The sequence below is a fragment of the Serratia sp. LSHTC3 genome, assembly GCF_057197125.1.
On the sequence record NZ_JBXUNP010000001.1, the window covers coordinates 960,674 to 980,486 of the forward strand.

Here is a 19,813-nt window from a genome sequence, read left to right on the forward strand (position 1 = left end):
GATGACTCATGCGACAATCGGACTGCCCCTTATGCCAGGAATACTGTTGAAGAAACGGCCGCTTAGCCGTTACCTGAAAGACTACAAGCACAGCCAGACCCATTGCTCCCAGTGCGGCAAACTGTTGGACCGCATGGCGCTGGTGTTTCGCGGCAAGATAATCAATAAAGAAGCCATCGCGCGCATGGATCAGCCGATCGACGATGCGGTCTGGCAAAACGTGCAGCACGAGCTGACCGCGCTGTGCCGCTTTTGCAGCGAGATTTCCTGCAACAGCCACCCGAGTTATTTCGACATTATGGCGTTCAAGCAGTATCTGTTCGAACAGACCGAGATGAGCCACAGCACCATTCGCGAGTACGTGGTGCGGCTGCGCCGGCTGGATGAAATGCTGGTGGCGCGGAATTACCCGGCGGACAAATTCGCCAACAGCGCCAGTCATCAGCGCATCATCGACGATCTGCCTACCGCGGCGCACAACAACTACCGCATTGCGCTGCGCAAGTACGATCAGTATCTCGCCTGGCAGCGCAGCTACTGAGACTTTCCCCGGCCGCTGGGCCGGGGTCTGCTGTTTCCCCCGTGATAAAGGATGATTATTCAGTTCACATCTGCTAAATCTATCGGTTATCAGATGTTGATATTCGATTCCCTGGGGGGAAGTAGTGAACCTGCAACAACAACTGGCGCAATTTCCGCGTCTGGATCTGGTTGGCGTCGCCACACCGCTGGAAAAACTGTCCCGTCTCTCCGATTACCTCGGCCGTGAAATTTACCTTAAACGTGACGATGTCACGCCTATGGCGATGGGCGGCAACAAGCTGAGAAAGCTTGAGTTTTTGGCCGCCGATGCGTTACGGCAAGGCGCCGATACGCTGGTCACCGCCGGCGCCATTCAATCCAACCACGTGCGCCAGACGGCGGCGGTGGCGGCGAAACTGGGCCTGCACTGCGTCGCTTTGCTGGAAAACCCGATCGATACCCGCGCGGAAAACTACCTGACCAACGGCAACCGTCTGTTGCTCGGCCTGTTCAACGCCGAAGTGGTAATGTGCGAAGCGCTGCACGATCCGCAGCAGCAACTGGCGGAACTGGCGACGCGCCTCGAGGCGCAGGGCTTCCGGCCTTACGTGGTGCCGGTGGGCGGCTCCAATGCGCTGGGCGCGCTGGGATACGTGCAGTGCGCATTGGAAATCGCCGAACAGAGCCAACGCAGCAACGTGGCGTTCAGTTCGGTGGTGGTGGCGTCCGGCAGCGCCGGCACCCACGCCGGGCTGGCGGTGGGGCTGCAGCAGCTGCTGCCCGAAACCGAGTTGATCGGCGTGACCGTCTCGCGCACCGTGATCGATCAGTTGCCGAAGGTGGAACAAATCCAGAAAGCCCTGGCCTGTTCGCTGAATATTGACAAACTGGCGCCGATCGCGTTGTGGGATGATTACTTCGCGCCGCAGTACGGCATGCCGAACGAAGAGGGCATGGCGGCGGTGCAGTTGCTGGCGCAGCAAGAGGGGGTATTGCTGGATCCGGTGTACACCGGCAAAGCGATGGCCGGTTTGATCGACGGCATCGCCCAGCGGCGCTTCCGCGACGAAGGTCCCATCCTGTTTGTTCACACCGGCGGTGCACCGGCGCTGTTCGCCTACCATCCGCAGGTGTAAACACCGCGTGTTATTCCATTTTGAACTATATTTATAAGGTTATATTCCTTTATGCGGGCGGTTGCACTGTTAAAGTGCTGATATCAAAAAAGATAAACAACATACAGGGGTGTTTATGATGTTTGCGAAAGTTCGTCGTCAATGGTTGTTGGGCGTGGTGGGTATTGCGTTGGCCGCCGGTGTGACGACGCAAACCTACGCCGCCGATAACCTGCTGCAGCAGGTGAAACAGCGCGGCACGCTGATCGTCGGGCTGGAAGGTACTTATCCGCCGTTCAGTTTCCAGGGGGAAGACGGCAAATTGACCGGTTTCGAAGTGGATTTCGCCAACGCGCTGGCGCAACATCTGGGCGTGAAAGCCAAGCTGAACCCGACCAAATGGGACGGTATGCTGGCTTCGCTGGATTCGAAGCGCATCGACGTGGTCATCAATCAGGTGACGCTCTCCGATGAGCGCAAGAAGAAATATGATTTCTCCACCCCTTACACCGTTTCCGGCATTCAGGCGCTGGTGAAAAAGGGCAACGAAGGCACCATTACCAAGCCGGATGACCTGAAGGGCAAAAAGGTCGGCGTTGGCCTGGGCACCAACTATGAGCAATGGCTGCGCGAGAATGTGCAGGGCGTGGACGTGCGCACTTACGACGATGATCCGACCAAGTATCAGGATCTGCGCGTCGGCCGCATCAACGCCATTCTGGTGGACCGCCTGGCGGCGCTGGATCTGGTGAAGAAAACCGGCGATACGCTGGCGGTGGCCGGCCCGGCATTCTCCCGCCAGGAGTCCGGCGTGGCGCTGCGCAAGAATAACCCAGAGCTGCTGGCCGCGATTGACCAGGCGATCGCCGAGATGCAAAAAGACGGCACGCTGGCGAAGATCTCCGAGAAATGGTTTGGCGCGGACGTAACTAAATAATGCACGAAAGTATTCAACTGGCGCTGGATTCAGCGCCATTTTTATTGAAGGGCGCCATACTGACGCTGCAGCTTAGCCTGGGCGGTATGGCGTTCGGCCTGTTGCTGGGTTTTCTGCTGGCGCTGATGCGCCTTTCGCCGCTTTGGCCGCTGTCATGGCTGTCGCGCATTTACGTATCGCTGTTCCGCGGCACGCCGCTGATCGCCCAGCTGTTTATGATCTATTACGGTCTGCCGCAGTTCGGCATCGAATTCGATCCTTTCCCGGCGGCGCTGATTGGCCTGTCGCTCAATACCGCCGCCTACACCTCAGAAACGCTGCGCGCGGCGATTTCGTCGATCGACAAAGGGCAGTGGGAAGCCGCCGCCAGTATCGGCATGACCCGTTGGCAAACCCTGCGCCGGGTGATCCTGCCGCAGGCGGCGCGCACCGCCTTGCCGCCGCTGGGCAACAGTTTTATCGGCCTGGTGAAGGACACCTCGCTGGCCGCTACCATTCAGGTGCCGGAACTGTTCCGCCAGGCGCAGCTCATCACCTCGCGCACGCTGGAAGTGTTCACCATGTACCTGGCGGCATCGCTGATTTACTGGGTGATGGCGACCCTGCTTTCCGCACTGCAAAACCGTCTGGAAGCCCACGTTAATCGCCAGGATCAGGAGTAACGCATGAGTGCCATTGAAGTTAAGCAATTGACCAAGCAGTTCAAAGGTCAGACGGTGCTGCATGGGATCGATCTGGCGGTGGATGCCGGTGAAGTGGTGGCGATCATCGGCCCGAGCGGCTCAGGGAAAACCACCTTGTTGCGCTGCATCAACCTACTGGAGGAGCCGGATTCCGGCACCATTCGCGTCGGCGATATCCTGATCGATGGCAGCAAGCCGTTGAGCAAACAGAAAAATCAGGTGCGCGCGCTGCGCCAGCAGGTCGGTTTTGTGTTCCAGAACTTCAACCTGTTTCCGCACCGTTCGGTGCTCGAAAACATCATTGAAGGGCCGGTTATCGTTAAAGGTGAGGCGAAAGCCAGCGCCGAACAGCGCGCTCGCGCGTTGCTGGCCAAGGTGGGGCTGAGCGGCAAAGAGGCGGCTTATCCGCGTCGGCTGTCCGGCGGGCAGCAGCAGCGGGTGGCGATCGCGCGCGCGCTGGCGATGCAGCCGGAGGTGATTTTGTTCGATGAGCCGACGTCGGCGCTCGATCCCGAGCTGGTGGGAGAAGTGCTCAATACCATGCGTTCACTGGCGGAAGAGAAACGCACCATGGTGATCGTCACCCATGAAATGAGCTTCGCCCGCGACGTGGCCGATCGGGTTATCTTTATGGATCACGGCCGCATCGTCGAACAGGGCCCGGCCAAAGCGCTGTTCGCCAATCCGCAGCATCAGCGCACCCAGCAATTCCTCGACAAGTTCCGGAATCAATAAGGCGTCGGGGGTGTTTCCCCCGACTGAATTCACTCTGCTTTCAACAATTCATTGCGCGCGGCGGCGGCGAGAAATCCGCTGCGGCTGCCGTATCCCGGATGTTGCCGAACCAGAGAGTCAATGCGACTTAACAGGCGATGGGGCAACGTGATGTTAATCCGTTCGGCTCGGCCGTCAAATTTATCCATATTGATAGCGACCAATAGCCATTGTCCTCCCTCGAAGGATCCCGCATCTTTGGCAAGATGGGCTGCGACGGCATGCGGGCGCGGTAGCGGTTGATTGTCTTCGCTCAACAACTCAAAGTGCGCATCCAGTGCGCTTTGGGCATCGGCAAAAGCGTCGTCCAGGCTGGTGCCGGCGAAGTAGCAGCCAGGGACGTCGGGAAAGAAACCGCTGGCGCTGCCGTTTGATTCTGTATGGATATAAGCGGGATAAAACATGGTCTCTCCTGTTAACGCGTGGCGATGTGAAGCGCACTTAACCCCGCGTCTTTAAGTATCTGCCGCAGCGTGCCCAGCTTGAGATCTTTCTTTGGATGCGGCACGGTGATGATCAGCGCAAAATCGGGATGTTTGAATTGATGGTGGCTGCCTTTTACCCGCCGCAATACCCAACCGTGGCTTTCCAGCAGCGCAATCAGTTCTGAACTCTTCACGATGTTATTGTCCTTAATCTACACACCATACACACTATCAGGCAAGAAGATTAATACGCTAACGGCTGACCGGGCTGCGGACAATAAAAAACCCTGCACAAGTGCAGGGTTTGCGTAGCGGTTAGCAAATCAGGCGGCAATGTATTGCCGCCTTGAGGATGCGTTAACCGATGGTCATCAGGCTGGCGTTACCGCCGGCGGCGGCGGTGTTGACGCTCAGCGAACGTTCGATCAGCAGGCGTTCCAACAGGATGTTGGTTTCACCGTGAGCGAAGCCCTGCACCGAGACGATGGCGCCGCCGCGCTGCGCGATCTGCTCGCACAGGGTGCGCAGCTGGTCGGCATCGCCGTGGTAGATGGCGGCGTCGAACTCGACCTTGTCCTGCTGCCAGTCTTTGCTGAAGGCGATGCGCGCCTGCACATCGTTCGGCAAGCGGCGGAACAGATTGCGCTGCAGTTCCGCTTCCGGCCACAGCGCGCAGCTGCCAACCGCCAGCACGGCGGCCAGCTGGATCAGCGCGTCGGTTTCGTTATCCGCCAGGCACAGCACGCGTTCACGCGGCAGCAGGGCATAGGTATTGCGCTCGCCGGTCGGGCCCGGCAGCGGACGTACGGTGCCGCCCTGGCCCAGTTCCGCATAACGTTGCGCCAATGCCGCCAGTTCGCCGTGCTGGCTGGTGACCGCCCATTTCTCCAGCGATTGCAGCGCACCCAACAGCTGCGGCCGCGCGGTGGCTTCCATCGGGCGCTCTTCGTCCTGGCGGTGCAGCGTACGTTGCAGCGCGTCGTCCGGACGGTTAGCCAGCAGACGGTACAGGTACAGCGGGCCGCCGGCTTTCGGGCCGGTGCCCGACAGGCCTTCGCCGCCGAACGGCTGCACGCCGACCACTGCGCCGACCATGTTGCGGTTGACGTACAGGTTGCCGACCTTGGCGCGTTCGGTCACCCGGGCGATGGTTTCATCGATACGGGTGTGAATGCCCAGCGTCAGGCCATAACCGGCGGCGTTGATCTGATCGACCAGCGCGTCCAGATTGTTGCGCTGGAAGCGCACCACGTGCAGCACCGGGCCGAAGATCTCTTTTTGCAGCTCGTCGAAGCTGTCGAGTTCGATCAGCGTCGGCTTGATGAAGGTGCCGCGCGCCCACTCTTTTTCATCCTGCGCGCTGCCTTTGGCGGCCTGGTACACCTTGCGGCCTTTGGCGCGCATCGCCTGGATGTGGCGTTCGATGCCGGTTTTGGCTTCGGCGTCGATCACCGGGCCCACGTCGGTGGACAGGCGCTCCGGGTTGCCCATGCGGCATTCGGCCATCGCGCCGCGCAGCATTTGCAGCGTGTGCTCGGCCACGTCTTCCTGAATGCACAGGATACGCAGCGCGGAGCAACGCTGCCCGGCGCTGTCGAAGGCGGAGGCCACCACGTCGGTCACCACCTGTTCGGTCAGGGCGGAAGAGTCGACGATCATGGCGTTCAGGCCGCCGGTTTCGGCGATCAGCGGCGTCGGCCGGCCTTGCGGATCCAGACGACCGGCGATGCTGCGCTGCAGAATGCCGGCGACGTCGGTGGAGCCGGTGAACATCACGCCGCGGACGCGGGCGTCGTTGACCAGCGTCGAGCCAACGGTTTCACCCTGGCCCGGCAGCAGCTGCAGCACGCCTTGCGGAATGCCGGCTTCCAGCAGGATACGCACCGCCTGCGCGGCCACCAGCGGCGTTTGCTCGGCCGGTTTGGCCAGCACGCTGTTGCCCGCCGCCAGCGCGGCGGCGATTTGGCCGGTGAAGATCGCCAGCGGGAAGTTCCACGGGCTGATGCAAACCACCGGGCCCAGCGGGCGGTGGCTGTCGTTGGCGAAGTCGTCGCGCACCTGGCCGGCGTAGTAGTGCAGGAAGTCGACCGCTTCACGCACTTCGGCGATGGCGTTGTTGAAGGTTTTACCCGCTTCACGCACCAGAATGCCCAGCAGGCTTTGTAGCTGGCTTTCCATCAGTTCGGCGGCGCGTTCGAGGATCGCGGCGCGTTCCGTCGGCGGCGTAGCGAACCAGATTGGGCCGGCGGCCGCGGCGGCGTCGAGCGCGCGGCTGACTTCGCCTTCGGTGGCTTCACGCACGTAGCCGACCACATCGCCCGGCTCGGCCGGGTTGATCACCGGCTGCTCCACGCCCTGATCCAATTCGGCGTCGATGATAGGTTCCGCGCGCCACGGATGGCTGGCGCTGGTGAGCAGGGCGCTGGAGAGCGAGGCCAGACGCTGTTCGTTGGACAGATCCAGACCGCTGGAGTTAACGCGTTTCTCGCCGTACAGCTCGCGCGGCAGCGGGATGCGCGGATGCGGCAGGCCAATTTGACCTTCGCTGGCCGCCAGCGCTTCCACGGCGCTGACCGGATCGGCCACCAGCTCGTCGAGCGGCAGGGTGGCGTCGGCGATGCGGTTGACGAACGAGGTGTTGGCGCCGTTTTCCAACAGGCGACGCACCAGGTAAGCCAGCAGCGTTTCATGGGTGCCGACCGGCGCGTAGATGCGGCAAGGGCGATTCAGTTTGCCGTCGGCCACTTTACCCACCACCTGCTCGTACAGCGGCTCACCCATGCCGTGCAGGCACTGGAATTCATACTGGCCAGGGTAGTAGTTGTTGCCGGCCAGGTGATAGATGGCGCTCAGCGTATGGGCGTTGTGGGTCGCGAACTGCGGATAGATCAGGTTCGGCACCGACAGCAGCTTGCGGGCGCAGGCCAGGTAGGAAACGTCGGTGTACACCTTGCGGGTGTAGACTGGGTAGCCTTCCAGGCCGTCCATCTGGGCGCGTTTGATTTCGCTGTCCCAGTAGGCGCCTTTCACCAGACGGATCATCAGGCGGCGGCGGCTGCGTTGCGCCATGTCGATCACCGCGTCAATGGCGAACGGACAGCGTTTCTGATAGGCCTGGATCACGAAGCCGATGCCGTTCCAGCCGGCCAACTGCGGCTCGAAGCACAGTTTCTCCAGCAGATCGAGCGAGATCTCCAGGCGATCGGCCTCTTCGGCGTCGATATTGATGCCGATATCGTACTGACGTGCCTGCAGGGTCAGCGACAGCAGGCGCGGGTAAAGCTCTTCCATGACGCGTTCGTACTGCGCGCGGCTGTAGCGCGGGTGCAGGGCGGACAGCTTGATGGAGATGCCGGGGCCTTCATAGATGCCGCGGCCGTTGGAGGCTTTGCCGATGGCGTGGATCGCCTGCTGGTAGGAAACCAGGTAGGCCTGGGCGTCGGCTTCGGTCAGGGCGGCTTCGCCCAGCATGTCGTAGGAGTAGCGGAAGCCTTTTTCTTCCAGCTTGCGCGCGTTGGCCAGCGCTTCGGCGATGGTTTCGCCGGTCACGAACTGTTCGCCCATCAGGCGCATCGCCATGTCCACGCCTTTGCGGATCAGCGGTTCGCCGCTCTTGCTGATAATGCGGTTCAGCGATCGGGACAGATTGGCTTCGTTATGCGTGGACACCAGCTTGCCGGTAAACAGCAGGCCCCAGGTCGCGGCGTTGACGAACAGCGACGGGCTGCGCCCCAGGTGCGAATGCCAGTTGCCGTTGCTGATCTTGTCGCGGATCAGGGCGTCGCGGGTCGGTTTGTCCGGAATGCGCAGCAGCGCTTCCGCCAGGCACATCAGCGCCACACCTTCCTGCGAGGAGAGGGAGAACTCTTGCAGCAGGCCTTGCACCATGCCGGCGCGGCCGTTTGCACTTTTTTGGTTACGCAATTTCTCGGCGATGCCATAGGCCATTTTATGAGTAGCCTGTGCAAGATCGGCGGGTAATCGCGCCTGTTCGAGCAACATCGGCACCGCTTCGGTCTCCGGGCGGCGATAGGCGGCGGTGATGGCGGCGCGGGTCACCGACTGCGGCAGAATTTGTTCGGCGAAATCGAGGAATGGCTGGTGTGACTCTTCCTGCGCTTGCGGCATAATGTCGTCCGCTTCAGGCTGGCCCGCTGCGGCCAGCGCTGGAATTTCAGGGATATCGGTACCGCTCTCGAGACGCTCGAGGTAATTAAAGATGGCCTGCTTGATGAGCCAGTGCGGCGTGCGATCGATGCGCTGCGCGGCGCTCTTGATCCGGTCGCGTGTTGCCTCGTCGAGTTTCACGCCCATTGTGGTAGTGCCCATGCCTGTCCAACTCCTGTGTTTAGAACCTATCCCATCAGGCTAGACAAACAGCAGGCCGGAAAGCCTGTTGGGATAGGTTCGTGAGATGTGTGGGTTAAGAATGCAGACAATATCCTGCATGTTGCAACTTTGTGCAACCTTGTTAAATCAGGCTGATGAGCGAAGTGTGAGTTTCATCGATTTTTTAACACGGGCAGTTGGCATGAATGTTGCGTTATTGAGCGAATGCGGCGGGGTTTATTACGTCGCAGGCGCTTTACCCTGCGGTATATAAGGGTAATGGTAAGGTGCAACTCATTTTGCTTGTTGTGAGTGCAACCTTTGAGCCCGGTAAATGTGACGCAGGGTAAACTTTGTGTAACTTTGTTGTTAAATATCTTGTTGGTTGATGAAAGGCTCATCTAGGATAACCGACGGTCAACAATTACGGGCAGAAACTATTTTACCTGCACTCGCTCGCAGGCTGCGTCACGTTCCGGCGCGGCGGCCAGTGAAATGCATTGCGCGTGGGTTTACCGGCGCCGGCTTGGCCGGAGCGAAACGCGAATAATAATGAAAGTGGAGAATTAAATGACAATGAGCACACCTATGCTGGTGACCTTCCTGGTGTACATTTTCGGGATGGTGCTGATCGGCCTGCTTGCCTACCGGGCAACCAACAACTTTGATGACTATATTCTCGGCGGCCGCAGTTTGGGCAGCGTGGTGACCGCGCTGTCCGCCGGGGCTTCCGACATGAGCGGCTGGCTGCTGATGGGCCTGCCGGGCGCCATCTTCCTCTCCGGCATCTCCGAAAGCTGGATCGCCATCGGCCTGACCATCGGCGCTTACCTGAACTGGAAGCTGGTGGCAGGAAGGCTGCGCGTGCATACCGAAGCCAACAACAACGCCCTGACGCTGCCGGACTATTTCACCAGCCGTTTTGAAGACAACAGCAAGCTGCTGCGGGTGATCTCGGCCATCGTCATTCTGGTGTTCTTCACCATTTACTGCGCCTCCGGCATCGTGGCCGGCGCGCGCCTGTTCGAAAGCACCTTCGGCATGAGCTACGAAACCGCCCTGTGGGCCGGCGCCGCGGCGACCATCCTGTATACCTTTATCGGCGGTTTCCTGGCGGTGAGCTGGACCGACACCGTACAGGCCAGCCTGATGATTTTCGCGCTGATCCTGACGCCGGTGATCGTGATCTTCGCCGTCGGCGGCATCGATACCTCGATGCTGGTGATCCAGGCGAAGAACCCGGCCAACCTCGACATGCTGAAGGGACTGAACTTCGTCGCCATCCTGTCGCTGCTGGGTTGGGGCCTGGGCTACTTCGGCCAGCCGCACATCCTGGCGCGTTTCATGGCAGCGGATTCTCACCGCACCATCCGCAGCGCGCGCCGCATCAGCATGACCTGGATGATCCTGTGCCTGGCCGGGACCATCGCCGTCGGTTTCTTCGGTATCGCTTACTTCGCCAATAACCCGGATCAGGCCGGTAACGTGTCGCAGAACGGCGAACGCGTGTTTATCGAACTGGCGATGTTGCTGTTCAACCCATGGGTGGCGGGCGTGCTGCTGTCGGCGATTTTGGCGGCGGTCATGAGCACCCTGAGCTGCCAGCTGCTGGTATGCTCCAGCGCGATCACCGAAGACCTGTACAAGGCGTTCCTGCGCAAGGGCGCCAGCCAGCGTGAGCTGGTGTGGGTCGGCCGCGTGATGGTGCTGGTAGTGGCGTTGATCGCCATCGCCTTGGCGGCCAACCCGGAGAACCGCGTGCTGGGCCTGGTGAGTTATGCCTGGGCCGGTTTCGGTGCCGCCTTCGGCCCGGTTGTGCTGATCTCGGTAATGTGGTCGCGCATGACCCGCAACGGCGCGCTGGCCGGCATGCTGGTCGGTGCGGTGACGGTGATCGTCTGGAAACAGTACGAATGGCTGGGCCTGTACGAAATCATCCCTGGCTTCATCCTGGGCTGTCTGGCCATCGTGGTGGTGAGCCTGATGGGCCGCCAGCCATCCTCAACCATGACCGAACGTTTCGATCAGGCGGAAGCCGAATACAAAACGGTATAACGCCGTTTGATGTCAGTCGGCAAGGGGCGCGCAGAGCGCCCCTTCTTTTTGCCTGTTTGCCCGTCATTCGGCTGTAACACCTGGCGACATTTGATTAGAAAAAATCACGCTTGCGCCTCTTGTATTTCTTTTTGCCAGAATGATAATCACTCTCGTTGTATTTTACGTTTCTTTACATACTCGCCGCGGCTCATTTCGAGCCGGTTTTCTCTGCCGCCGCGGTCTTTTCAGGGGTGATTAGTTATGTTCGTTCCCTTTCTTATCATGTTCCGTGAGGGGCTGGAGGCCGCGCTGATCGTCAGCCTGATCGCCAGCTACCTGAAGCGCACGCAGCGCAGCCAATGGCTGGGCGCGGTGTGGATCGGCGTGATTGTCGCCGCGGCGCTGTGTCTGGCGCTCGGCATCTTCATCAATGAGACCACCGGCGAGTTCCCGCAGAAACAGCAAGAGCTGTTCGAAGGCATCGTGGCGGCGGTGGCGGTGCTGATCCTCACCTATATGGTGTTCTGGATGCGTAAGGTGTCCAAATCGGTCAAGGTGCATCTGGAAGGGGCTATCGATCAGGCGCTCAGCGCCGGTAAAGGGCAGGGGTGGGCGCTGGTGGCGATGGTGTTCTTCGCCGTGGCGCGCGAAGGGCTGGAGTCGGTGTTCTTCCTGCTGGCGGCGTTCCAGCAAGACGTGGGCGCCGCGGCGCCGATCGGCGCGGTGCTCGGCCTGGTGGCCGCCATCGTGCTGGGCATGATGATTTACTGGGGCGGGGTGAAGCTGCACCTGGCCAAATTCTTCAAATGGACCAGTCTGTTCATTTTGTTCGTCGCCGCCGGCCTGGCCGCCGGGGCGATCCGCGCCTTCCACGAAGCCGGCCTGTGGAACCACTTCCAGGACATCGCCTTCGATTTCAGCAACACCCTGTCGACCCATTCGCTGTTCGGCACCCTGCTGGAAGGCATTCTCGGTTACCAGGAAGCGCCGACGGTCAGCGAAGTGGCGGTCTACTTCCTGTATCTGATCCCGGCGCTGATTTTCTTTTTCCTGCCGCAGCGCGCGGAGCCGGCAGCGGCCCCGGCGCAACGTAAAATCAATCATTAATGTTTAATAGGGAATCTCGTATGTCTACTCCGTTATTTCGCCGCAAGGCGTTGCACGCAGCATTACTGGCTATCCCGGCGTTTGCGCTGAGCATCGACGCCTTGGCGGCGGACGTGCCGCAGATCAAGGTTACGGTTAACGACAAGCAGTGCGAACCGATGCAACTGACGGTCCCGGCCGGCAAGACACAGTTTGTGGTGCACAACACCAGCCAGAAAAACGTCGAATGGGAAATCCTGAAAGGGGTGATGGTGGTGGAAGAGCGCGAGAACATCGCGCCGGGCTTTACCCAGAAAATGACCGCCACGCTGGAAGCGGGCGAATATGACATGACCTGCGGGCTGCTGAGCAATCCGAAAGGCAAACTGACTGTCACCGCCGCGGCCAACGGCGCCACCGACGGCAAGCCGAACGCGCTGGACCTAGTCGGCCCGATCGCTGAATACAAGGTTTACGTCACCAAAGAAGTCGATGGGTTGGTGAAACAGACCAAGCTGTTTACCGACGCGGTGAAGGCCGGCAACGTGGAGCAGGCGCGCAGGCTGTATGCGCCGACCCGCCAGCACTATGAGCGCATTGAGCCGATCGCCGAGCTGTTCTCCGATCTGGACGGCAGCATCGACGCCCGTGAAGACGACTACGAGAAGAAAGCGGCGGACCCGAACTTCACCGGCTTCCACCGTCTGGAGAAGGCGCTGTTTGCCGACAATTCGACCAAAGACATGAGCCAATATGCCGATCGTCTGTATCACGACACCGTTGAGCTGCAAAAACGCGTGAGTGAACTGACCTTCCCGCCGAGCAAAGTGGTGGGCGGCGCAGCCGGGCTGATCGAAGAGGTGGCGGCCAGCAAGATCAGCGGTGAAGAAGACCGTTACAGCCGCACCGATTTGTGGGACTTCCAGGCCAACGTCGACGGCGCGCAAAAGATAGTCAATCTGCTGCGCCCGCTGCTGGTTAAGGCCAATAAGCCGCTGCTGGACAAAATCGACGCCAACTTCAAAACTGTGGACACCATTTTGGCGAAGTACCAAACCAAAGAGGGTTATGAGTCCTATGAGAAGCTGACCGATGCCGATCGCAATGCGTTGAAAGGGCCGATCACCACGCTGGCGGAGGATCTTTCCCAGCTGCGCGGCGTATTGGGTCTGGACTGAGGCATACGGTTATGAGCAACAAGGCAGGCCCGAATAACGGGCCGCATCCGCAATCGCAGGGGGCGGCATCGCCTTCGCGCCGCCGTTTGCTGCAAGGGCTGGGGCTGGGCGCGCTGGCGCTGGGCGGCAGCCGCCTGGCGCAGGCGGCGGGCAACGCGGCGGAGCCGTTGGCGACGCCGCAGGATGAGCGCTGGCAGAAACAGCCGTTTTATGGCCGCCATCAGGCCGGCGTGCTGACGCCGCAACAGGCGGCGATGATGCTGGTGGCGTTCGATGTGCTGGCGACCGACAAAGCGGGGCTGGAGCGCCTGTTCCGGCTGCTGACCGAGCGCATCGCCTTCCTGACCCACGGCGGCAAGGCGCCGGAGGTGGACGCCAAACTGCCGCCGCTCGATTCCGGCATCATGGGGCCGGAGATTTACCCGGACAACCTGACCATCACCGTCTCGGTCGGCGCATCGCTGTTCGATGAACGCTTTGGTCTGCAGGCGCAAAAGCCGCTGCGGTTGCAGAAAATGACCCGCTTCCCCAACGATGCGTTGGACGCCGCGCTTTGTCACGGCGACCTGCTGTTGCAGATCTGCGCCAACACTAACGAAACGGTGATTCACGCGCTGCGCGACATCATTAAGCATTCGCCGGATCTGCTCAGCGTGCGCTGGAAGCGGGAGGGGTTCATCTCCGCGCACGCGGCGCGCAGCAAAGGCAAAGAGACGCCGATCAACCTGTTGGGTTTCAAAGACGGCACTGCGAACCCGAAAACCGACGACAAACCGCTGATGGATAAGGTGGTGTGGGTCGGCGACAACGTCGGTGAGCCGGCGTGGACGGCGGGCGGCAGCTATCAGGCGGCGCGCATTATTCGTTTTCGCGTCGAGTTTTGGGATCGCACGCCGCTGCAGGAGCAGGAAACCATCTTCGGCCGCGAGAAGCACAGCGGGGCGCCGCTGGGCATGAAGCGTGAACATGACGAGCCGGACTACGCGAACGATCCCGACGGCAAGGTGATCCCGATGGATGCGCACATCCGGCTGGCTAATCCTCGCACGCCGGAAAGCCAAAGCAACCTGATGCTGCGGCGCGGCTACAGCTATTCCCTTGGCGTCTCCAATGCCGGCCAGCTGGAAATGGGGCTGCTGTTCGTCTGCTATCAGGCCGATCTGGAGAAAGGCTTCCTGACGGTGCAAAAAAGGCTGAACGGTGAAGCGCTGGAGGAATACATCAAGCCGATTGGCGGCGGGTATTTCTTCGTATTGCCGGGCGTGAAAGAGGGTGGCGATTATCTGGCCAGCGGCCTGCTCAAGGCCTGAAGCCGAAATGACGAGGCGGGATCTTCCGCCTCGTTTTACGTTTGTCTTACCCGCTGCAGGGGGGCAGTTAACGATGAAACGCAATTCAATGCTTTGCCAGCAGATAAAAAAACACCCATCTCTGCTGCTTTTGATTGCGCAAAATTTAATCGGGAAACCAAAGTGTCATTCGCGGATTTTAATTGTAATTCATTGATATTTATTGATTATAATTTTCTATGGAATGATGTCTTGGGCGTGATATAGTGTTTTAGCGATAACTAAAAACAAAACATATAAAATTTTTTTACATTTTAGTAACGCGACAGGATTGAATGTCATTATACTGTAATCATCTGGCGGTAGTTTTCACACGGTGCACAGCTTGAAGCTGTAAATATCACTGCGGGGATCGCTAATGGTAAAGTCCTTGGTTGGGCTGGAAAGAAAAAATAACACATCTCCCCTGATTTCTCGTTGTAACGAGGGTTCTCTCTCCGACTCTCTTTTACCGGCAACTCCGCACCCTTATCGCTACCGAATCTCATCACTTTTTACTCCACGTTTATTGATGCAGTCCGCGTTGTCCCGTGAAGACACAGCGCTTAAGCGTTGCCGTCGATTCACTTTGTCCCTTGGCTCTTATTGGCTCGGAGGAGGCCAAAACCTAATACGTGTGTGAAACATAATCGCGCGGCCTGGCCGTTGCGGTAGGTGAAACAAACTGTAAGGTGCCACTATGGGTAGACAGAAAGCAGTGATCAAAGCACGTCGTGAAGCGAAACGCGTTATTCGTCGTGACGCTCGTAGTCATCGCCAGCTGGAAGAAGAGTCTGTGACCTCGCTGGTGCAAATGGGGGGAGTCGAGTCTATCGGCATGGCGCGAGACAAGCGCGATAGCTCACCCATCGAGGCTAGAACCGAAGCTCAGGGTCATTACTTATCAGCCATAGAGAATAAGCAGCTGATCTTCGCCACCGGCGAAGCCGGCTGCGGCAAAACATTTATCAGCGCCGCCAAGGCGGCGGAGGCGCTGATCCATAAAGAGGTGGATCGGATTATCGTTACCCGTCCTGTTTTGCAGGCGGATGAAGACCTCGGTTTCTTGCCGGGGGATATCGCCGAGAAGTTCGCCCCTTATTTCCGCCCGGTGTATGACATTCTGGTGCGCCGTTTGGGCTCTTCCTTTATGCAGTACTGCCTGCGCCCGGAAATCGGCAAGGTAGAGATTGCGCCGTTCGCTTATATGCGCGGACGCACCTTCGAAAATGCGGTCGTTATCCTGGATGAAGCCCAGAACGTGACCGCCAGCCAGATGAAAATGTTCCTGACCCGCCTGGGGGAAAACGTGACGGTTATCGTTAACGGCGACGTGACCCAGTGCGACCTGCCGCGCGGCGTAAAATCCGGTCTCAGCGATGCCCTGGAGCGCTTCGAAGAGGACGAGATGATCGGCGTCATCCGCTTTGAAAAACAGGACTGCGTACGCTCCGCTTTGTGCCAGCGCACGCTCAACGCTTACAGTTAACCTATCCGCTAATGGAAAGGCCGCTTCGGCGGCCTTTTTTATCGCCGCCTATTTACCATTTCGTTTAACCTTTGTGTAAATTATTGTGGTTATTTGTATAGATTTTCGTTGAGTTAGCGTTAATGATTAATGGGTTCCAGATTGGCGCGCAGTTTGCGTGCGCCGCCAAAAGGACATTTTCTGGGGTGTGCGCCGCGCGGCGCATAGCGTGTGGGTTCCTTGCTGCGATTCAAACATGAAATACATCATTCTGCTTTTGCTTATTTTATGCGTCGTCTATGTGCATTACCGCGGGCGGGTGCGCTACAACGTGTGGCGGCAGCTGTCTGACCATTCCACCTTTACCGCACCGTTGAACGTCTTCATGTATCTGTTTTCCCGTGTGCCGACCACGCCGTACCTGAAGCCGGAGCAATTTCCTGAGCTGACGGTACTGCGGGAGAACTGGGAAACCATCCGCGACGAAGGACAGAAGCTGATGGAGATCCAGCAGATCAAAGCGTCCGATCAATTCAACGACGCCGGTTTCAACTCGTTCTTCAAGACCGGTTGGAAACGCTTTTATCTGAAATGGTATGAGGACAGCCATCCCTCCGCCATGACCCTGTGCCCGCAGACCACGGAACTGCTGCGCAGTCTGCCTTCGGTCAAGGCGGCGATGTTCGCCGAACTGCCGGACGGCAGCCGTTTGCCGCGCCACCGCGATCCTTACGCCGGTTCGCTGCGTTATCACCTGGGGCTGATTACCCCCAATGATGACCGCTGCTTCATTGAGGTGGACGGTGAGCGCTACAGCTGGCGTGACGGTGAAGGGGTGATGTTCGATGAAACCTATCTGCACTATGCGGAAAACCAGAGCGGGCAGAATCGCCTGATCCTGTTCTGCGATATCGAACGGCCGATGCGCTACCGCTGGGCGCAGGCGGTTAACCACTGGTTGGGGCGCAATCTGATGAGCGCCGCCACCGCGCCGAATGAAGAGGGCGATCGCACCGGCGGCGTCAACAAGATGTTCAAATACATCTATGCAATTCGCCGGGTGGGGAAACGGCTGAAGGCCTGGAACCGCACCGGTTATTACATCATCAAGTGGATTTTGTTCGGGGGGATCGCCGCGGCGATATTCTTCTCGGTATAACGCAGGCAGGGGCGCACAGAGTGCGCCCCTTTTTGATCAGGCGAAGATAGTCATCATGTAGGCGGCGAACAGCGCCAGGTGGGCGGTGCCGTTCAGCACGTTGGTGCGGCCGGTCGAGAACGACAGCTGGCACAGCAACAACACCGTCAACATCACCACGATATGCGGCGTTTGCAGGCCGAAGATCAGCGTCTGCCCGGTCAGGGTAGCGATGATGGTCACCGCCGGCACCGTCAGGGAGATGGTCGCCAGCACCGAACCGAAGAACAGGTTCATGGCGCGTTGCACCTGATTGTTCAACACGGCGCGCAGCGCGCCCAGGCCTTCAGGCGACAGGATAAGCAGCGCCACCAGGAAACCGGTGAACTGCGCCGGTGCATTCATTTTGGTCAGCAGGCCTTCGAGCGGATTGGCGTTGAACTTGGTGACGGCGATAACCGCGATCAGGTGCACGATGAGCCAGGCGGCGTGCCAGGCGCTGCTGTGCGAAGAGGGCTTGCCGTGGTGCGGATCGCCATCGTCGTCTTCATGCTCGTACACGAACAGGCTCTGGTGGGTTTTGGTCTGGATCACCAGGAATACGCCATACATGGCGGCGGAAATCAGCGCCACCAACAGCGCTTGCCCGGTGCTGAAGTTGCCGCCCGGCAGCGCACTCGGGAACACCAGCACGATCACCGCCAGCGGGAAAATCGCCATCAGGTACTGTTTGATGCCGCCGAGGTTGACGTACTGGGTGGCGAACTTGCGCCCGCCGAGCAGCAGCGCGAAGCCGACCAGGCCGGCGGAAACGATCATGATGATGGAGTACAGCGTGTCGCGCATCAGCGCCGGCGCAGCGTCGCCGGTGGCCATCAACGCCGAGATCAGGCTGACTTCGAGGATCACCACCGACAGGCTGAGGATCAGCGAGCCATAGGGCTCGCCCAGTCGGTGGGCGAGCACGTCGGCGTGGCGCACCACGCTGAAGGCGCTGCTGAGGATCCCCACCAGCGCGAGAATATTGATGCCGACGATCAGCGGAAAGTTAGCGGTGCTGCCCCATAAATTCAACACCACCAGCGCGGCGATGGGGAAGATCAGCGAGTATTCGGTGTGGCGAGATTTGGTGGATCGGCCAGGATCGTGTTGCGACTTCATGAGGGTGACACTCCTTCTCAAACAGCGTAGCCCGTCAGCGCCGGTCGCCGTGATGCGGCAACTCTGCGTTTCCAGTAGGTATTTTATATTAGGATACACCCGCGGCGCCGGTGTGATGTTGTTTTTATCTGAGAAAGCAATTGCTTGCTTTATGTGATCAGAGTAACAAAAAAACCGCACGGAGTGCGGTTTTATTTACTTACTTTTACGCAATAACGTCAATTTACAACGTTAGATTTGAGAAAAGTCGTGTTTACTTATTTAGTGCGTGGTTAATCAAGGAAAATACGACCGTTAGTCGTCAATATTATCCATGATTTCATGCCGTTTATTGTGGTATCCCTCTTCATTTAGCCCTTCACGCCAGTAAGGCACGGCATAAAGACGATTACGATCGCATTGACGTTCGCGGCGCAGGTAACGGCGCAGCTCCACCACCAGGCGATCTTCACCGGCGAGCCAGAAGTGCGCTTCCCCCTGCGGCAGGGACTGCGCGCGGAACCGAGCGATCAATTCGTCGGTTTTCTCCGTGCCGCCGACGATCCAATTCACCTCAACGCCGGCAGGTTTTTCCAGGTCAATCACGTCGGCAGTGCTGTCGACGCGGATGAAAGCGCGCCCGGCGCCGTGCGGCGGCAGGTTTTCCAGCAGCGCGGCCAACGCAGGCAGCGAGGAAGGATCGCCCGCCAGGCAGTAGAAGTCGGCGGCCGGCAGCATCGGTTTGGGGCCGCCTGGATTGCTGATGCCGATTTTATCGCCGGCTTTCGCCTGACGCGCAAAGTCGACCGCCGGTCCCTGGTGGTCATGGATGGCAAACTCGATGTCAACTTCCGCCTGTTCCGGGCGCACGGCGCGAATGGAATAGGTGCGCACGATCGGGCGCACGGCATCCGCAGCCCAGCGCGGGCCGTTTTCAGTCAGCGTCGGCAGATCCGGCTGCGTTTGACCGGCGAGCGGCAAAAAGACCTTGATGTGCGCGGCGGCGGCGTTGGCCGGGTAGTAGCGCAGATCGGGCGCGGTAAAGGTGATGCGGCGCAGGTGCGGCGTAATGTCCTGTACGGCGCTGACGGCGATCAGGTAGGGGGCGCGTGAGCGAGGGGCTTCGGTAGTCACGAGGATCTCCTTATAGTTCGTTTGGCGGTGAGTATACCATGCCGTTTGATAATGAGAATTGTTTGCTCATTGAGGCGCAACCGCGTGTGAGCTAGGCTTAAGGTTCACGCAATACGCACGGGAGGACGTGATGCCATACCAAGACACGAGCGACTTGCCGGACAATGTAAAGCATGTGCTACCGGAACATGCGCAGGCGATCTATAAAGAAGCGTTCAACAGCGCCTGGCAACAATACCGGGATCCCGACGATCGGCGCGGTGACGACAACCGGGAGGAGACGGCGCATAAGGTGGCCTGGGCGGCGGTCAAGCAAAGCTATCGCAAGGGCGACGACGAACGCTGGCATAAAAAGTAACGCTTTTATGCCCCGGTAAAAAACGCGCAGACGTTATGCTGACCTCGGCAATTAATATTATTGCTGCTCAGTACAAATACTTTTCCACGTTAACGCCGCTTTGCAACTTGATTGCGCGGCGGGAAAAGAATATGGTCATTATTAATCGGCGCGGTTATTGA

17 protein-coding genes are annotated in these 19,813 nt (G+C 59.2%); 12 read left to right on the top strand and 5 right to left on the bottom strand.

Features of this window, described 5'->3' with window-relative positions; all coding sequences use genetic code 11:
- Positions 1-31: 31 nt before the first annotated feature.
- The 5 genes from fliZ to tcyN all read left to right on the top strand — a co-directional run bounded on the left by fliZ (position 32) and on the right by tcyN (position 3,992).
- Positions 32-541 carry a flagella biosynthesis regulatory protein FliZ gene (gene fliZ / locus AC2CGI_RS04605; RefSeq protein ID WP_004934751.1) on the top strand — a complete coding sequence of 170 codons (510 nt, stop codon included), beginning with the start codon at positions 32-34 and terminating at the stop codon, positions 539-541.
- A gap of 124 nt (positions 542-665) precedes the next feature.
- Positions 666-1,658 (top strand): D-cysteine desulfhydrase, encoded by a 993-nt coding sequence (locus AC2CGI_RS04610; RefSeq protein WP_015378235.1) that lies wholly within the window; start codon positions 666-668, stop codon positions 1,656-1,658.
- Between the two features lie 115 nt (positions 1,659-1,773).
- Positions 1,774-2,574, top strand: coding sequence for a cystine ABC transporter substrate-binding protein (gene tcyJ / locus AC2CGI_RS04615; protein WP_015378234.1), 801 nt, complete (start codon positions 1,774-1,776; stop codon positions 2,572-2,574).
- Positions 2,574-3,236, top strand: a complete 663-nt coding sequence (tcyL, locus tag AC2CGI_RS04620) for a cystine ABC transporter permease (protein WP_015378233.1) — start codon at positions 2,574-2,576, stop codon at positions 3,234-3,236. Before tcyJ ends, tcyL begins: the two co-directional genes overlap by 1 nt.
- A 3-nt stretch (positions 3,237-3,239) precedes the next feature.
- Complete coding sequence (gene tcyN / locus AC2CGI_RS04625; protein ID WP_015378232.1) at positions 3,240-3,992, top strand: L-cystine ABC transporter ATP-binding protein TcyN; 753 nt, start codon at positions 3,240-3,242, stop codon at positions 3,990-3,992.
- A 29-nt stretch (positions 3,993-4,021) separates the two neighbouring features.
- Here tcyN and AC2CGI_RS04630 read toward each other — a convergent pair whose 3' ends face one another.
- The 3 genes from AC2CGI_RS04630 to putA form a co-directional block, all read right to left on the bottom strand.
- On the bottom strand, positions 4,022-4,435 hold the full coding sequence (locus AC2CGI_RS04630; RefSeq protein WP_015378231.1) for a type II toxin-antitoxin system HicB family antitoxin: 414 nt from the start codon (positions 4,433-4,435) through the stop codon (positions 4,022-4,024).
- Positions 4,436-4,446: 11 nt separating this feature from the next.
- Positions 4,447-4,650, bottom strand: a complete 204-nt coding sequence (locus AC2CGI_RS04635; RefSeq protein WP_015378230.1) for a type II toxin-antitoxin system HicA family toxin — start codon at positions 4,648-4,650, stop codon at positions 4,447-4,449.
- A 163-nt stretch (positions 4,651-4,813) separates the two neighbouring features.
- Complete coding sequence (gene putA, locus AC2CGI_RS04640; RefSeq protein WP_015378229.1) at positions 4,814-8,785, bottom strand: trifunctional transcriptional regulator/proline dehydrogenase/L-glutamate gamma-semialdehyde dehydrogenase; 3,972 nt, start codon at positions 8,783-8,785, stop codon at positions 4,814-4,816.
- Positions 8,786-9,355: 570 nt separating this feature from the next.
- Between putA and putP the strand changes: the two genes are divergently transcribed.
- The 6 genes from putP (at position 9,356) to lpxO (ending at position 17,041) form a co-directional block, all read left to right on the top strand.
- Positions 9,356-10,840, top strand: a complete 1,485-nt coding sequence (gene putP, locus AC2CGI_RS04645; RefSeq protein ID WP_015378228.1) for a sodium/proline symporter PutP — start codon at positions 9,356-9,358, stop codon at positions 10,838-10,840.
- Between the two features lie 243 nt (positions 10,841-11,083).
- Positions 11,084-11,929 carry an iron uptake transporter permease EfeU gene (gene efeU, locus AC2CGI_RS04650; protein ID WP_004934730.1) on the top strand — a complete coding sequence of 282 codons (846 nt, stop codon included), beginning with the start codon at positions 11,084-11,086 and terminating at the stop codon, positions 11,927-11,929.
- A 20-nt stretch (positions 11,930-11,949) separates the two neighbouring features.
- Positions 11,950-13,086 (top strand): iron uptake system protein EfeO, encoded by a 1,137-nt coding sequence (gene efeO, locus AC2CGI_RS04655; RefSeq protein ID WP_021504077.1) that lies wholly within the window; start codon positions 11,950-11,952, stop codon positions 13,084-13,086.
- Between the two features lie 11 nt (positions 13,087-13,097).
- A complete protein-coding gene (gene efeB / locus AC2CGI_RS04660) occupies positions 13,098-14,396 on the top strand; it encodes an iron uptake transporter deferrochelatase/peroxidase subunit (protein WP_076740734.1) in 1,299 nt (432 codons plus the stop codon).
- Positions 14,397-15,114: 718 nt separating this feature from the next.
- Positions 15,115-15,903, top strand: a complete 789-nt coding sequence (gene phoH / locus AC2CGI_RS04665; protein ID WP_004934726.1) for a phosphate starvation-inducible protein PhoH — start codon at positions 15,115-15,117, stop codon at positions 15,901-15,903.
- Positions 15,904-16,138: 235 nt separating this feature from the next.
- Positions 16,139-17,041, top strand: coding sequence for a lipid A hydroxylase LpxO (gene lpxO / locus AC2CGI_RS04670; RefSeq protein WP_021504035.1), 903 nt, complete (start codon positions 16,139-16,141; stop codon positions 17,039-17,041).
- Positions 17,042-17,077: 36 nt separating this feature from the next.
- Here the strand turns inward: lpxO and chaA are convergent, their stop codons facing one another.
- Both chaA and AC2CGI_RS04680 read right to left on the bottom strand, forming a co-directional pair.
- Positions 17,078-18,181, bottom strand: a complete 1,104-nt coding sequence (chaA, locus tag AC2CGI_RS04675; protein WP_004934723.1) for a sodium-potassium/proton antiporter ChaA — start codon at positions 18,179-18,181, stop codon at positions 17,078-17,080.
- Positions 18,182-18,475: 294 nt separating this feature from the next.
- Entirely contained in the window at positions 18,476-19,294 is an 819-nt protein-coding gene (locus AC2CGI_RS04680) for a siderophore-interacting protein (protein ID WP_021504034.1), read from the bottom strand.
- A 130-nt stretch (positions 19,295-19,424) separates the two neighbouring features.
- On the opposite strand from AC2CGI_RS04680, the gene chaB reads away from it, so the two are divergent.
- Entirely contained in the window at positions 19,425-19,652 is a 228-nt protein-coding gene (gene chaB, locus AC2CGI_RS04685; protein ID WP_076740735.1) for a putative cation transport regulator ChaB, read from the top strand.
- Positions 19,653-19,813 lie beyond the last annotated feature (161 nt).